The 17,835-nt window shown below is 61.5% G+C and carries 4 protein-coding genes; 3 read left to right on the top strand and 1 reads right to left on the bottom strand.

All coding sequences use genetic code 11. The annotated features are described in order from the left end of the window. Positions 1-172 precede the first annotated feature (172 nt). Complete coding sequence (locus P0R32_RS17460; RefSeq protein ID WP_276239686.1) at positions 173-2,779, bottom strand: right-handed parallel beta-helix repeat-containing protein; 2,607 nt, start codon at positions 2,777-2,779, stop codon at positions 173-175. 499 nt (positions 2,780-3,278) lie between these two features. On the opposite strand from P0R32_RS17460, the gene P0R32_RS17455 reads away from it, so the two are divergent. The 3 genes from P0R32_RS17455 (at position 3,279) to P0R32_RS17445 (ending at position 16,628) form a co-directional block, all read left to right on the top strand. Next, the gene (locus tag P0R32_RS17455; protein ID WP_276239685.1) at positions 3,279-4,064 is read left to right on the top strand and encodes a helix-turn-helix transcriptional regulator; all 786 of its coding nucleotides are present in this window, start codon (positions 3,279-3,281) and stop codon (positions 4,062-4,064) included. Between the two features lie 232 nt (positions 4,065-4,296). Continuing rightward, positions 4,297-6,354 (top strand): vWA domain-containing protein, encoded by a 2,058-nt coding sequence (locus tag P0R32_RS17450; RefSeq protein ID WP_276239684.1) that lies wholly within the window; start codon positions 4,297-4,299, stop codon positions 6,352-6,354. 638 nt (positions 6,355-6,992) lie between these two features. Further along, positions 6,993-16,628 (top strand): DUF8128 domain-containing protein, encoded by a 9,636-nt coding sequence (locus P0R32_RS17445; RefSeq protein ID WP_276239683.1) that lies wholly within the window; start codon positions 6,993-6,995, stop codon positions 16,626-16,628. Positions 16,629-17,835 lie beyond the last annotated feature (1,207 nt).

Below are 17,835 nucleotides of genomic sequence, written 5' to 3'. Positions count from 1 at the left end.
AGACGTGGTTCAGTCACTTCCGACCTCGACGTAACGCATCACCGCCACCGGAGTGGTGGATGACGTGGCCGAATCTACTCTTGACGTTGAGTGCCACCTCGTCGCGAGCGATGTTCCATCCCCACGACGGTGGCGTGGAGGGCTGTGTCCAGCGAGAACGTGGACGGCGGTCTCAGACTGGGGAGGCGCCGACGCCACCGATGGTCGCATCGATCCTCTCTTCGGCGTCGTCGCTATCGTCTGCGTCGTCGGAATCCGATTCGGCTGCCGTCTCAACGTCGATAGGCTCCCCGTCGACCAGAATCTCGAACCCGTCACTCACACCGATCACGCGAGCCTCCTCGACCGTTCCGGTGATCTCGTACGCGTCGCCGGAGTTGTCGCCGGTCGAGCCAAAGATGACCACCGTCCCGTCGCCTCTCGTCTCGACATCGTCGCTCGAGTCGGCGGCCTCGGTGTCCGTTTCGCTCTTCACAGCGGTGCCGGCGACGACGATCTCGTACTCGAACTGGTTGTCCTCCGTCGAGAGGATCCGCAACACCGACATTTCGACATCGTCGACATCGGTGTCTTCGTCGTCGTCGGAGTCGTCCACTGCGGTTACTTGGTCGGTGATGTCGTCGCCACCGAGCAGAATCTCGTAGTTCGACTCACCACCGGTGATCGTGCCGCTGACGAACTCCCCGGTGACGGCGAACGCGTCTCCGGAGTTGTCACCGGTTGACCCGGAGATGACCACTGTCCCGTCGTCTCTCGATTCGACGTCGTCACTCGAGTCGGCTGCCATCGTGTCCGTCTCGCTCTTCTCGGCGGTTCCCTCGAAGACGAACTCGTACTCGAACTCGTTTTCCGCTGTGGAGATGATCTCGAGTGTCCGTTCGGTCGTCGCTTGGGTGTCGCTACTCTCGTCGTCGGGAGTGGGCGTCTCTGGCGGTTGCTCGTCGTCAGCGTCGTCGGGTGTCGGTGTCTCTGGCGGTTGTTCGTCGTCAGCGTCGTCGGGTGTCGGTGTCTCTGGCGGTTGTTCGTCGTCAGCGTCGTCAGGAGTGGGTGTCTCTGGCGGCTGTTCGTCGTCAGCGTCGTCGGGTGTCGGTGCCTCTGGTGTCTCTTCGTCGTCAGGCTCCACTGCTCTGACGCCGAAGGGGGCGACAGACTCCGACCCGGAAAGCGTCGCCGTCGGCGACGATCCAGTCGCACCGTCGATCGGCGACCAGCTGCCCCCGACGAACCGGAACAGTTGCACGCTGGCATCCGGTCCGGGGTCCGACGGCTCGAACGTGGCTACGACGTTCGAATCGGCATTGCTGACGGTCACCCCGCGCTCGACGAGCGCTTCACCGGGCTGGTCGCCGCCGAGCTCGTCGACGGCTGTCGTCGAGATCCGAACGGGGTTGTCACGGGTGGCGTCGAACGACGCTGGCGAGCCACCGTCTGGAGTGCGTACACTGATCTGCGAGTCGATGGACACGTCGGCCAAGCCGAGGTCACTGTCCGAACGGATCTCGACTGCGGCGGCCTCGCCGCTCCGGATGGTGACAGCCTCCACCTGGTCGCCGGCGGCGTTGTCGGCGATGACTGCCGGACTACTGGACCCCGCGACAGTCGACTGTTCGAACAGGTTGTCTCTGGAGTCGGAGAACCGAACGCCGTACTCGTCGTTGTTCTCCACAGTGGCGTCCGTGACGGTGTTCCCGGCGGCGTCGGTGCTGAACGCGATTCCGCCGCCCTCGTTTCCAGAGATGGTTACGTCAGAGAACCGACTGTCCTCGACGACCTGCGCGAGGAACAGGCCGACGCCCGCGTTGTCAGCGAGTGTGATCCCCTCACCGACCACGTTCGACGTCTCCCACAGGTAGAGACCGTTCTTGCTGTCGGTGACGGTCACGTCCCGGAGGACACTGTCGTCGGCGCCGTACAGCCCGATGCCGCCGGCGTTACTGAGCGTGACTCCGTCCAACTCGACCTGCGGCCCGGGGCTCCCCGCTTCGGGCCCTGCGCGGACGCCCTCGCCCCAGTCGGCGATCTCGACGTCGCGGACGGTGACGTTCGTCAACCGCTCGCCGTCGCCGAAGCCGTCTGCGGGACCGTTGTACACGAGCAGTCCCAGGGAGTCTTCGCCGCCGGGGCCGCTGATCGTGTTGCCGTTGCCCTCGAGCGTGACGTCGCTCGCACGGATGTGGATGCAGGGCCCATCGTCGGACGCGTCGATGTCGCTAGTGAGGTCGTACGTCCCGGACTCGGTGATCGTGGTACAACTATCGACATCGGTGGACGCTGGCGTCGGCGTAGGTGTAGCTGGTTCCGGCGTCGGCGTAGGTGTAGGTGTAGCTGGTTCCGGCGTTGGCGTGGGTGTTGGTGTAGCTGGTTCTGGCGTCGGAGTTGGCGTAGGTGTGTCTGGCTCCGGCGTTGGCGTAGGTGTAGGTGTAGGTGTGTCTGGCTCCGGCGTTGGCGTAGGTGTAGGTGTAGCTGGTTCCGGCGTTGGCGTCGGAGTTGGCGTAGGTGTGTCTGGCTCCGGCGTGGGTGTCGGCGTCGGCGTCGACCCATCGCCCTGCGCGACGACTGGGATGCTGACCTCCTCAGTCCTCCACGTCGTCAGCGGCGGACTGAAGGGATTGCTCGCGCAGTTCAGTCTGACCCAGATTTCGGCTTCTCCGTCTCCCTGGTTCTCCAAGGTCGCCGTAACTGTCCGCTCGACGGGGTCGTTGACGCGGTCGGCGCGCATGTTGAACTCGGTGCTACCGATCTCCTGTCTGGAGAGGAAGTCCTGCTCGAAGACAGTCAACTTCCAATTGACACACGTTACTGAAGACCGCGATAATTGTGTGACAACACTAATGTCGAAGGGTTGGTTGACGACAATTTCGTCTGGCTGATCGACGATCACAACGCCTTCCGCCAACGTCTGTCCGCGCACTGGGGTGGCACCGACCGTGAGGCTCCCAAATACTACGACGAGGACTAGCAACAGAGAGAGGACGCGTCGTCTGCCCGCGCTGGGTCTACCAGTCATCGCTGGATCCTCAGAGGAAGGAGACGTGTTCGGTCAGACGCGAGTTTCGGAACTGATCTTCGGCAGTCTAACTCCTCTTTGAGTGTCATTTTCGGGTTTCACGTTCGGTGCCCTCTCGATTCAGTGTAACCGGTGCACATTCGTTCGCCCCCTGCACGAGCCGGGCTCAGCATCTGAGGACGGCGAACCGTCACAAACGCAACGTATCACGAGAACCAGTCGCTGTCAACTGGCAACTGTCCTTTTGACATGTCACGGTGTGAACCCTCCCATGAAGGAGTCGATTCAGGAGATCGAGTTTATCGCACGTTCGACAGCCAGAGTGCGGATTCTCGAGGAACTGTCGACTGCTTCGGAGCTCACCCGAGCCGACCTCCGAGATCGGGTCGACTGCTCTCGAACGACCGTCCAGCGGAACCTCGAAGCGCTCATCGACAAGGAAATCGTCTCGAACTCCTATCGAACGTACTCGCTCACACCGAGTGGGCGACACCTCGCGGAGTCGTTCCTCGACCTCGTCGAGTCGACGGCGGTGTTCGGCCGGCTACAGCCGGTGTTGAAGTGGGTGGACTACGGCGACATCGACCTCGACTTGCGTCACTTCGCAGACGCGACCCTCGTCGTGCCCGACGACGGTGACCCGTACAAGATGATCAACCACCAGGTCGACACGATCCGAGACACCGAGCGGGCGTACGGGCTGTTGTCGTTCACCGGATTGCACGCGACCGAAGTCGCGGCCAGGAAGGTGATCGAAGACGGCGCACAGATGGAGATCGTCGCGACCCCTGCCGTCGCCGAGACGCACCTCACCGAACCGCAGTACCGAGAGGTGAACGACGCGGCGGCGGACACGGGGCGGTGGCACATCTACGAGTATCCGGGGAACATCCCCTACTGTCTGATCGTGTTCGACGACGTGATCCAACTGGTCGTGGCCGAAGACGGCGATCCGCGTGCACTCCTCGAGAGCGAAGCCGACGAGGTCAGATCGTGGGCCACCGAGACGTACCAGTCGTTCAAACGTGACGCGACGATCGTGCTCGGTGAGGCGTGATCGTCGCCGAGAGCGTCATCGAGACGGAGAGGATCGGCGATGAGGTCCGTCTCTCGGGTGGTATCCCGGGGTGTACCATAACCGAGTCTGGATGCTGACCTGACTGGAATAACGCAAACAGTAGTCTGAACCACCGAAACCCGCAGTTTGCTGACTTGGATCCGATCGCCGAGCGACTGGTGACCGGCAACTACGAATTTGGCTCGGTCAGCAGAACAGTTGCTGGGCAGACATGAACTCCCCTCCCTCCGACACGGACGACCGAAACCGGCTGTCGAGTGGGAACGAGTCGAGCGGTCGGGTCGGCCTCGGCAGGCGGACGGCGCTCAAAACGGCGGCGCTCGGTGTCGGGGTGCTCCCGTTCGTGCGGCGCGGCAGGGCGTACCGTCAGCCGTCGTATCCGTACCTCGACATTCTCAGCGTGGACCCGACCGACTGCCCGTCAGTCCTGGTGAACGTCGCCGTCAACAGCGACCCGGGCCGCGAAGGCGAACTCGACGTCGACCAGTTCACGATCATCGAGGACGGGGTGGAACAGTCGATCGAGGAGTTCTCCTTCACCAGTTCGTCGGCCGATATCGCGTTCGCCTTCGACAACAGCGGCAGCATGGAAGACGAGATCGTCCGGATGCAACGCGAGGTGCGTGGCCTCACGGACGCTATCGAGGACGCGGGTATCTACGCGCGGTACGGGCTCGTCTCCTTTCGCGAGCGAGTCCGCGTCGAGAGCGAGCTCACCGCGGACGCCGCCGCGTTCGACACCGCAGTCGACCGCCTTCGGCCAGGAGGTGGCGGCACCAGTCCCCGTCGGGAGAACAGTTTCGACGGGATCGCGCGAACGCTCGGGCTCGACTTCCGGCCCGCCGCACAGAAGGTGGTCGTCGTGATCACCGACTCGCTCGCCCACTACGGCGGCGACGACACGGGCGTGACAGATCTAACAATCGACCAAGTGGCGCGGCGAGTCCGCGAGAGCGGCGTCGCCTTCATCGCTGTGTCTCCCGACCAGGACGACCCGTCCTCCAGCATCAGGGTGCTCGCGGATCGGGTCGACGGCCTGTGGATCGACATCCGTGGCGGGAGCTTCACCGAGATCCTCCGCCGGATCCGGGAGTTGGTGACCACCGCGTACGTCCTCCGATACGACACCGACGCTGGCGCGGGAGAGAGCCGCGACCTCACTGTCACCGTCGCCGATCCGCAGTTAGGCCTAGAGCGAGACTCGACCACGCTCGACATCCCCGCGGACGCAGACTGTGGGGACGACACTGGGGGCGATGGGACCGACCGCCGCAGGACAGTCATGATCACGGCGAACGGCCCCATCGAGTACACGATGGCCGTCGAGGGCACCGTCCAGCCCGACCGGTACGGCGGCGACTTCGCGGCTGACGACAACGACGACCCGGAGGAAGTCGACGACGGGGTGTTCTCGTATTCGAACGACACTGGCCCGCGACCGGAGAACGCGGGGCCGACGAACTTCCGTGGTGACCGCTTCGTGTTTAGCGGCGTCGTCGAGGAGTTCGACGTCGACCCGCGCTCGTCTGGCACCGACTACAACGTCTACCTCGACGACAGTAACACGACCGTCGAGCGCGTCCGCCAGTTCCGCGACGTCGAGGAGCATTCCTTGATGATCACGGCGAACGGGCCGGTCGATTACACCGTGACCGTCGACGGGACGCTCGAACCGGACCGCTTCGGCGGCATCTTCGTGGGCGACACCCTCGATCTCCCGGTCGAGACCTCTGGCGGCTACCTCCGCGTCACCGACGACACCGGGCCGATGGCCGACGACGCCGACCCCTTCGCCTTCCGCGGCGACCGCTTCCTCGTCGACGGGTTGGTCCGCCTCCTCGACGTGGACGCGTTCGACGACGACACGGTGGTGAAGTGCTATCTCGACGAACGGCTGACGCCGATCGATGAGATCGTCTCCCCCCTCGCAGGCGGCGACGACCCGTTAGAGGGGTACGCCGACGGCACCGGCATCGAAGGCGACGGCAGTGTTCTGGAGATTCTGTCGACGGCGGACAACCAGTTCGGGTACACCGCTGTGGTCGATGGGGAGGCCGAGAAGTCCGCGGCGGACGGCAACGCCGCCGACGACGGCGATCAAGTTCGGTCGCGCGGCGGCGTCGCGGTCATCAAGGGCACGACCGGCGACGAAGCCGGTGATGTCTACGAGTTCACCGGTGAACTGCTGTCAGTCACTATCGTCGGCGTCGACAACGGGTTCGAGATCGAGGTCGATGACCGACGGGTGACCGACGTGGTCCTAAAGTGACGCTCGTAGACCTCGACGACTCTCTCTCAGACTGCGTGTACGAGTTATTCCACTCGTCGGCGACGATCGATACCTCCGACTGCATTGGGATGACGATGCTTTCGGAAGTCAGTGCTCACTATAACGTTCCCCGAGGAAGCGAGCCGAACTTGCTGTCTAATTCCCGCTCGACGACCGTAAAATCGAGTAGTGATGATTGCAAACGAGGAGGGTGCCGAGCTTATACGGAGCTCAAACGGCGTTATCTTTTTATATGGTGGGGTGATTTTTCGATGCTTGGTAGGGCCGACCGTATTACTGGTGTTACCACTAACCCCCGATTTCGGGTGTATCGCTGTTTTCAACCACTCTATGCACTGTTTGTAAGTACCGCAGTACATCTGCACATGTTGATAATTTCAATACCCTTCGTGGGTATGGAATTTGGGAAAATTGTTGTCCGACCCAAGAATCGAGTGCGGCTCGGTGTCGCCCAAAATTACGGTCCCAGACTATTTACTATTACCTCAATCATCTCTATTATTCCAGCGGCAGCAGTCCATTTTGTGATTGACCCACGATGTCGTGGGATTGCTGTGCTCGGTTTCAAACTGGCGAGTTCTTAAATATGGGTTTAATTATTTTATCGGGCAACACCGATGCGCCTCCCGTTAATTGGTAAGAATTCCTACAGAGCACTCCAAATTGACGAAAACCTTCAGAGGGAGCTCCAAGCCTACGTGACCGAGCGAGACAACACCATCATTCAGTCACTTCCGTTCAAGGAAGGCCCGGGGCAGGAGTACGGTCCAGAGGTAATCAAAAACTTCCAGCGGGACGACGTCTCCCGTGGGTTCTTCAAATGGCTCAGAGGCAAAGAGAAATCCCCAGGGCCGTTCTCGTTTGAAATCTGGTACGACAACGGGAGCATCAAGTTCCTCTGGTCAGTCCCCAATGAGTTCTGGTACAAGGTCCACCGAGAGCTCCTCGCAGGGAACTACCCCCGAGTCGAACTGAACAGGAAGGACCAAGCCTTCCCAGCGTTCGAGCCGGGCGACCACGTCGCGGGCGGCCACCTAACCCTCAACAACAACATCTTCCATCCGATCAAAGGAATCGGGGGCGACTCTCACGGGCAATTCGAGCCCGGAAAAGCTGCCCTTCGGAACATCACTTCGGCCATGATCGGGCAGAACGAGTCTACAGCCATCGCACAGGTCATTTTCACGCCTGCTGGCGATAACTGGCGTCGTCGGATCCCGTTTCGGGCAGACGCCGACAAGGTCTCCAGGGCACTAAGACAGGGCCGCTATGTCCACCGTGATTTCAGAAAAGGGTATCTCGAAGACCCCACTGAGAAGGATCTCCGTATCGCGAAAGCGATCTCCGACACGAAGGACGAGACGGCGTTCCACGTCAATATCCGGTACTTCGTTTTCAGCGACAAACCCGACTTCGTGACCAAGGCGGCGGCGCAGATCGGCAATGCATACAGTGCCACCTACCAAAACCGCGACTACGGACAACGATTCAGAGAAGTGCCCAAGCGCGGTCGTGGCCTGAAGAAGGAACTCAAGGCGGCTGTGGGGCGCGACTGGCGTCGATATACGGGCGAAAATGGGCCGAGCTTCCCGTTAACTCCAGCCGAGCTGGGTGGGCTCGCTCATCTCCCCAACGCCGAGATCGACACGCCGAACGTCCAGTACACGCGGAAAGCCCTCAGTTCACAAGCGCCCGCGGATGCGTCGCGCAAGCCCGAGAGCATCTCGCCACTCCCGATGGACCGATACACCGTCGGGAAAGAGACGACCGAAACAGCCCTTAGCTCGTCCAAGCCGGCACTCCCAGACCCCGAGCTAGATGATGAAACTGACGTAGAGCCGGCTCCCGAAGGGACACCGCAACTGCCGGGCGAAGTAGCCCCTGACGACGAAGTGAAGGCCGCCCGTGAGCGGGTGGCAGCGTCTAAATCCGTCACGGGAGAGGCCACCTTCCAGGAACAGCCACAGCGCCCCAGTGATCGGTTAGAGGGAGAAGATAAAGACCTGCACCTCAAGGCTGTTGAGCTGTGGAAACAGGGCGAGTTGACCTACGAAATCCTGCTCGAGAACTTCGACGAGGAGACTGCGAAGTCGAAGAAGGCGCTGATCGAGGCAGAGATCGCAGCACAACAAGCCGAAGAACAGCGCCGGCTCGAGGAGGACCGGCTCAAACACGAGGTCGACAACCTCCCAGTTCCCGCCCGACACAACGATGCGTCTTCGGAGACGTTCATCTCGACCGTGCGTGAGTGGTGTCTTGATCCCCACACTGGTCAAGACCGCGCGTATGAGGTGAAAGCGATCACCGACGAGGGTGACGTCTACATGGGGTACGACGTCCAGAAGGAACTGTTCGACAGTCACGAGGACCACCCCGACCAGCCAATCTGGCTGGGGTACATCAAAGACAACCGCGTCGGCTTCCACGAGATCGGCATTGAGGAGAACGCGTGGTTCCGCCACTTCACCCAGTTCGGGATGACTGGGATGGGGAAGTCGACCGAGCAGAAGAACATCATGAACCAGGTCGTCCGCAAGGGCTACGGCCTCTGCTACATCGACCCCAAGGGCGACACCGTCGACGAGTTCATCAACGAGATTCCGGAGCACCGGATGGACGACGTCATCTGGATCGAGCCAGGGTCCACCGAATTCGACAAAACGGTCGGGATCAACTTCCTCGAGGCGAAGGCCGAGCCCGGAACGATGGCGTTCGACCGCGAGGTCACATCTATCGTCGACGACCTAACGGCGATCCTGAAGGGTGGCGACTACTGGGGCCCCAAGATGGAGGGGATCACGACCAACATCGCCCGCGCGATGATCCGGTCGCCGAAGCCCTTCACGCTCACTGATATGTACCACGTCCTCATGTCGTCGCACTCGCGACGGGCGTTCGCCGACATGATCGCGCGTGAGGGTCGCCAGCTCTCAGAGGCCGAAGAGATGGGTGCCGACTACGCCGAGGACATGGAGAACATCCACACGTACACCAAGCAAATCGCCGAGATGGGCGACGACGAGGTGGACGCTGTGATCCGTCGTATCCAGTCGTGGGTCGAGGATCCCATCGCTCGCGGGATCGTCGCCCACCGTGAGGGGACGGTGAACATCACCGAGGCAGTCGAGAACGGGAAGATCATCCTCGTCAAGATCCCCATCGACTCTGACGAGCTCAAAGAGGTCGTGTCGACGGCAGTGATGCGGCGGGTGTGGTCCGCGATCCAGGCACGCAAAGAGAAGGAGGCAGACCGCGAGCCGTACTTCACCTTCATTGACGAACTCGACTGGGTTGCTACTGAGGAGATGGACCTCGAAGCGATGTTGTCGAAGGCGCGCTCGAAGAAGATGGGCGTCGGCCTTGCGAACCAGAATCCCTCCCAACTGCCGGAGAAGATCCAAAAGCAGATGTTCGCCAACTCCCGCACCGTCACCTCGTTCGGTGTGGGTGAGGCAGACGACGCTCGGTTGATCGCCGAGCGGATGGGCGAGGAAGTCGATTACAGCCTCGTCGAAGAGATCCCCCGCTTCACGATGTTCGTCCGCGTGCTCCTCCAGGGCGAACAAGACGAGTACCTCTCAGACGCACTCCCCGTCGAGACGTTCGCCGACTACCCACCCGTGCGGACGGACAGAGAGGCGGACGAGCACATCGAAGAGTCGCTCGAGAAGTACGGTGTCGAGCCACTCGAGGCCGACATCAACGAGACGGCGATGTTGATCCACAACCTCGGCAACGACGACCAGACGCAGCGCCAGTTCCTCATGGCGATTCGAGAAGTGCAACTTGAGCGGGGCAGCGAATATGTTGCACTCGGTGCGGTGAACCGGGCGTTTGAGAATCGTACTGGAAAGCCCATCACCGGCTACCCGAATGGGCTGTCGATCGAACGCGATCACATCAGGCACTACGTTCGGGTTGAAGACGAACACGAGATCAAGTCCGCGAAGGCAGCCGATGGTGGAGTTCAACCAGACGTCCCCGCAGAAGAGCTACTTGGTGAAGAAACAGACGAGCAGCCACCGTATCGAGAAATCGCCGCCGAAGGCCGGGGAGACACACACGAAATCCCCGATGACGAAGGAGCTGTCACACTTACCGACGCAGGGCTCGCGTTCATCCTCTCTGCGGACGAAGCCCAGTTTACGCCCTCCGACGAGCACCGAGAGATGTTGGCCCAAGGATTCGACTGGTTCTCACAGTTGGGCTTCCGCGTCAGCATCATCGCACAGCAGGCGAAAGCAGACGTGGCCGACGCAGAAGGGGAACTCCCCGGCGAAGTCAACACCACCTCCCGGCGGCTGATGCGAGAGTCGCTGAAAGAACTTGAAGAGGAGTTCCCGGTCGCGACCGAACTCGCAGGGAACCAAGACATCACCATCGAAGCGGAGAAGTCCCTACGCAAGCCCGCAGGGCCACTGAACAACCTCGCCCGTGGTGCAAACCAAGGCCGGAAGGTGATGTTCCTCGTCCCCGACGGCCGGGCCCACAACCGCCAGCGAGACGCCTTCGCAAACCGGCTTCATATCGTCCTTGCAGACCCACCGATGGTCAGATCCAGAGACCACTGGGTCAACGACGAGGGAGAAGAAGTCGAGAGCGACATCCTCTACAACACCCCCGACTTCCTCGAACTCTCTGATGAAGACGAGGCCGACAAGTTCGCACTCATCCGCGAATCTGGACAGTCGGTGTGGGAATGGAACGGAAGCCAACTCACCCTCTATGACGGCAAGAGCGCAGATGCCAAACAAAGAGGCCAGATCGGTCCTGATGCCATCGACAACCCCTCGGTGAACGCCTTCAGTGCGTGGGCCCGCTACGACAAATACGAGGACGAATGGGTTGTCTACCGTGAGAAGGGGAATGAACTCCTCTACGATACGATGGAGGAGCTCGAGGAAGACTGGAAGCGGGTGCGGCGGCCGTTCCTCCCTCAAGCAGAGTTCACGCACGGTCCCGAATCCGTGGACTGGGAGATCGCAACCATCGCGACTGACCACGAATTGATCAACTCACCCGAAGACGCGATGCCGCAGTTGTACGACGGTGAGAGCCTCTCGCCACTCATCCCCGAAGAAGAGTGGACGCCATCGTTCCGAGAGCGGTTCCCGACAGAGCTCATCCGCGGGTTCGACAAGACGGACGGGGAACTGGACGACGAAATCGCAGACGACACGACCACAGAGCCACCGATGACAGACAACACGATCCAAGCAGACGCGCTGCTTAACGGAGAGAAACTACCACGACCCAGCCCGCAGTACACGTCGCACACCGACTACGGCGGGAAGGACCCCTTCTCGCGTGTGTTCTGGGAGCAAGCGTGGGACGCGGCCGACACCGATCACGCCCAACACCTCCAGAAAGAGCAGCTGAAGAAAGCACTCGCGAAGGGCAACGCCATGAAGGACAACCGGGACCGTGCCATCTACGATGCCTCGCAAATGGGGCACATCGTCGAGACGGAACTGGGATTCTTCCTTGCCCCGCCACAGGGTCGACACGCGAAACTCGTCCTCGACGGCGAACGCGACCGCTTCGCGAACCGCTACGTGTGGGAGAACGTGTGGGCCGACGGCGGCCAGGACCGCGACCGGTCCCTCCCCCGAAAGAGCGTCGTGTTCATGGCGAAAGGCGTGGAGCCGTTCATCGGGCAACACAACACCGAACAGCGGGTCGCAGCCGCAATCGAAGTTGCACTCGCCGCCGGCTATCTCGAGGAAGTCGATGGCACTGACAACAGCGTCCGTATCACCGAACGGGAGGTCCCGCAGGAGTGGAAGACGGTGTGGGCAAAGATCGAAGGCGACCCGGAGAAGAAGACGGGAACCCCGCGGGATGCGTTCCCCTCGGTAGTCAAAGGAGTGCTGGAGACCGTCTCGAAAGAAGACGCCGCCGTAGAGGTTGATCGAGCGTTCGAGGCGAACATCCTGTTCCAGGAGGGCAACATGATCGCCTTGAACGCAGCCGACGTCGACGGCCCCGAAATCGACTGGGATGCGTTCGACACGTTCCACGAGGACGGCGGCGACGATCCCGAGGGCGACTCGGACACGGCAGACTCCGAACCAGCCGACGAACGGAGTGAGCCGGCTGACGATGGTGAGGGCCCGGCGGAAGACGAGGTGGAGGAAGCCGAACCTGCCGAAGAAGGCGTTGAGGAGCAACCCGACGAAGCGGAGCCGACCACGGGCCAATCCGACACGGCGACCGCGGAAGGGGCCGCGCCAGACGATGAACAAGTGGTCGTCGATGACTACGAGGCCGACGGCCAGTCAGAGAACGAAGAGCCTACCGAGGCCGTGGACGAGCACCACGAAGACGAACCGGAGGAGCGGGCCACCGAAGCGACGACCACCGACTCCGCCGCCGACCAAGAAGAGATCACCGTCGCCGAAGGGGCAAGTCCCGAAGATGTCGCGAGTGCGATTGAGGGAGCCGACGGTGACGATGAAGACGACGAGGAAGACCTCCCACTCATCGCCCCCGACGACACCGACCCTGAAGAGCCAGTATCGCTCGCCACGCCGAGCGACGATAGTCAACCCGACGAAGAGGTCTCCCCGACCAGCGAGGGCGACGCGGACACGCCCGTCGCGAGCGACGACCCTACAAGCGACGCAGATGCCCCCGGCGACGAGGAGCCGACTACCGGGCTCCTCCCGACGACCGAACCCGACGGCTGGGAAGAGGCGTTCGACGCCGCCGTCGACTACTACCACGACCAGCTCGACCGGACGGTCAAGCCCAACGGCTGGTACAACGCGCTGCTGGATCACGTCGACGACCAGTACCGGACGCCGTGTGGCGAGGCCGGTCAGAAACCGCTCAGCGCTGACAGCGACGACACCGGCGCGTGGCCCGAACACGACCACTACCACGACGAGTGCCCCCACTGCCGCGTCGAAGGTGAGTGTGACCACTGCCACGACGAGGCCGCCGTCGTCCGCGTCGACGCCATTCCGTGCAGTGAGCACATGATCACGAACGCCGACTGCGACGACTGTACCGTCGCCGCGTTCTGTGCAGAGTGTGTCGCCGAGCACGAACAGGCCGTCGACGACGCGCGCGTCGTCCCCATCGAGGTGACCGCCGACGCAGACGAGGTTGACGGCATTCACAGTCCGACGTGGGCGACACTCAAACGGCTGGGGGTCAGTGCAACCGACCTCGTCGAACTCAACAAGCAGCCGCCGACGAGCGACGACGAACCGATGCTGATGAATGAGTTGGAGATGGGCGAGTTGGGAGACGAGGCCGGCGTCGACCTCGAACCCGATCAGCTACCCCCCGAAGAACGCGCCGGCTACACGGCGCCTGCCAACAGCGCCCAGTACGCCGACGAGACGCACGCCGAGGCGACCACCATCGTCGAGTTTGAGCCGTGCTTCAGTCACAGCGGCAACCCCCAACCCGCCGAGTGTGACGACTGCTGTACGATCGAGACGAGCGAGCCGTTCACGTACCTGCCTGAGACTCAGTACGACTACTTCACCGGCCCGTCGTGGGACGTGAGTGACGACGACCTCGCGATCATCACGCAGGACCTGGAGTCGCACTCCGCACACCGACACGCGGGGCAGGCCGGCGTCCACCATCACGGACGTGGGTGGAGTGAAGAGACCGTTGAGTCTGCTCGCGTCGGCTGGGTACCCTCGTACAAGCGCGCCGGCGTCGAGGAACTGCTTGAGCAGGGGTTCACGTTCCAGCAGATCATCGCGACCGGGCTGTTCCGTCCCGACTACTACGCGATCCGCGACCACTTCGCCAGCGACGAGTACGACGGGCCTGCCATCGAGGCCATCAGAGAGTACCTCGAGAGCAAGTCGGATACGACCGTCCCGGAGGACATCAAGGGCGCACTCGCCGAGATGTTCGGCGCCGATCTGCGCGAAGCCATCGAGGAGGTGCCGTTCCCCGATGCAGCACCCCAGTTGAGTGCCGTCGAGATGCTCCGGTCGCGCTGGAAGGGCCGCTACCTGTTCCCGTACTTCGACGCCGACGGGACGGCCATCCACGCCATCAGCCGGACGCAGAAAGGGCGCCACCACCCGCGCGACCTCAAGCCGGACGCGAAGTACCAGAAGCTCCCCGCCGGATACGACGGCGTCTACACCACCGAGCCGATCTACGGCGAGCACTCGCTGGAGGAAGGCCGCCCCGTGGTCATCACGGAGGGTATCGCCGACGCCATCGCGGCGAACGCTCACGGCATCCCGTGTCTCTCGCCGGTCACGACCAAGTTCAAGAACAGCCACGTCGAGGAACTCGAACGCCTCATCGAGAAGTACGACATCCCCACGGCGTATCTCGTGCAGGACAACGAGCGGGCGACCATCGATCCCATTGCCGAGGCCGACCGGCCGTCCGCCGAGGTGCTGGAGGCGATGGTCGAGGGCGACACCGAGAACATCCCCAAGACGTACCAGCGCTCCCCGAAGGGGCCCATCACCGAGTGCATGGAGATCAACTCCGTGGCACCCGGTGAGGACGGCGCGATTCGCACAGCCGCACGCCTCGAACAAGCGGGCATCTCGTCGTTCATCGTCGAACTCCCCCGCGTCGGTGCGGACAAGGTTGACCTGGACGACTACCTCTCGGACAAGCTGTACGAGTTTGCGCCGCCACTGCCGCACCTGTCGGCGTTGGTCGAGACGTGGCGCCGCGACGAAGACGTCACCCTCCTCGAACAGACCGATACGGTCGAGGAGTACGGCGACATCACTCGCCTGCCCACGCGGGCGCTCACGCACGCCGAGAGCCAGTCGACACTCGAACGCGACTGGTTGGAGTCGTTCGCCAAGCGGCGCGCGTACGACGCCGCGTACGTCCCCCAAATCGAAGCGTACCTCGAGGAACACCACAGCCCCGAGGACGAAGATGGAACGACGCCGGCGCCGGTGGACATCTCCTCGCTCACCGATGACGAGAGCCAGTCGCTCACGCAGTACATCAGCCAGTTCCCCCACTTCGACTACACCGAACTGACCCAAGAGGAGATGGAGGCCATCCGCGATTCGCCGGTGGAGTTCGCGACGATGGAGTACGGTCGCTTCGCCGCCTACGGTGAGGCGAAGACAAACGCCGCGAAGTCGGCGTACACCGCGATCATCGACGCCGACGCACATGACTGGGCCGGCGACGAGCACTTCCGTCCCACCTTCGCGGACGGAGAACTCGGCCCGTTCCTCACGCTGGGGCGCCACGTCGCCGTGGCGAGCGCGGAGGGCGTGAACAGGTCCGTCGCACCCCTGCCGAACTCGGCGTCGTCTGAGGCCGCTCACGGCGCTCGTGTGGAGCCGCTGTTCGACGGGCACGAGATCCAGCGGGCGACCGACCACCCCGGCTACGCGGCGATCATGCAGGCCGAGACGACCCGCGTCCGCAACGACGAGTGGGAGTCGTCGTTCGACGAGGAAGACGGCAAGCCCGGTTCGGGCCGGACGCGGAACGAGCTGTACGACCAGCGGATGCGTGACCTCGTGCCCACTGGGTTCGGTCGCCGTGGCACCAACCCGCTGGGCCACAAGGGCGAGTCAGAGAACTACTTCGTCCTGCTCGACTCGGGGGTCGCGTACGACCACAAACGCGACGCCGCGTACACCCCTCTGTCGTACCTCGCGTGTGCGGTGAACGTCCGCGATCTCAACCACCCCGAAGGGAGGTTCACTGACGAGGAAACCCTCCACACCTGGGTCGGTGTCAAAGAGAAGCTGAACGTGCTCAGTGACGACGCGCAGGTACCCCGGAAGGCGCTGATGTACGCTGCACTCGAAATGGGGGTTGCAACCGAGGACGACTTCGAGGAGGTGACCCGCGATGGACCGAACGGCCAGTACACGCGGCGCGAACTTCCGGCCGAGTTGTACCGGGAGACGATCCTGAACTTCGAGGATCACTACGGAGTTGACCCAGGTATCGAACCACCGCAGAAGCAGTGGGACTTCAGCGTCGATGGACTGACCACGGAGAACTCGATCACGGAGTTCGTTGACCGGCACATGACCGACGAAGCCGAGCCAATTGACGACGAAAATATCGACTACATCCACGTTGAAAGCAACGAGGCGTTTCAGGCATACCAATCGTTCTGTGAGGCAAATGGGATCGACGCCAAACCGAAATCAAAGATCGCGGAGCTCGTTGAAGTGGCGGGATGTGAGAAGAAGCGGACTCGGGTGAAGGGCGAACAGGCCACCCGGCTAATTGGGGTCGTACTGACCGAGTCTGGTGAAGCCCTCACCGAGTAAACGTAGCGTGTGATGGAATAATACTGACTACCATCTACTAGATTCCTTACACAGTATAGAGGTCCCTGAACTCGTCCTCTACACAAAGTGCTGACTCAGCGAAGCGCAAGTCTCTGTAATCGACCCGCCCTACTCAGACACTCAAGATCAAACTGGGCTAGTAGTGAAATGGGATTACCGAACGCGGGTAGTGGTCAGAACTCACCCGGGGTAGCAATGCGATCTCAAGGGACTGAATTCTAGATCCGATTCGGCCAGATCACTCCTTTGGTCATGCGACGGATCTTGCTGTAATAATCTACTCCATTCCGACCACTTTTCGGCCCGACCATACCCCTGGTGTATTTTCTTCAGAGTGAATCTCTCCCCGCGAGACGGACCCGAATGAGACCTACAATCCCGACTGGTGGACGGGCCGATTCGATGAATATTGTTCAGGCCTTCAGAAGACAACGCAGATTTTCTCGGAGCTGTTGGTACACTCCACAAATACATACGATATCTGGTATATGTATAATTCGAATTCTGGATTGGGGCCTCAGTTTGGGACTTAGAGGCGCGATGTGTTCTCACCACAATATCGATCTGAGGGGGGGGCAATTCAATCTCGAACAGACGCCACCATTCGTTATCGGTTGCACCCCAGTCGATCCAGACAATGGTCAGGACTCCCCAACCCCGACAGTGAGATCCGCACCAGACTCGGGAGTATATTTCTCGAAGAAGCCGAGGGTATCTATCTCATCTCACAACCTCGACCAACAACTGTCTCATCGATCTGCCCCCACATTATTCCGCGATTACCTATGCAGAGATATACCCCCGCCTGTTTCCGTATTCAAAGAGCACTCTCAGGGTGTGCAGGGGGGGTGTGCAGGGGGGTGGTAGAACGCCAATATGCGAAAATAACCAGACGGCGTCGGGGTAGGGGGATGCACACCCCCCTGAACAGCATCGAGGCTCAGAGAATATTTTATTAATAGAATGAATTCGCACGTATAGTGGCTGACGGTGGAGGTGTGCAGGGGGGTGTGCAGGGGGGTGTGCAGGGGGGATAATCGGCCCAATTCAGACCAATGTTATTAAATCTAGAATTCTCACAATAGCAGCCCGATACACCTATTTCACAGCCGATTAAGGGTATGAGAGACATTCGACTTTATTTCAGGTTTTGGAAAATCGCCAATCGCACCCCTTATCGTATTGA

The organism is Halobaculum marinum, from assembly GCF_029338555.1.
In the GTDB taxonomy this organism is placed as follows: Archaea; Halobacteriota; Halobacteria; order Halobacteriales; family Haloferacaceae; genus Halobaculum; species Halobaculum marinum.
This window is presented reverse-complemented; position numbering and strand designations above follow the sequence as displayed.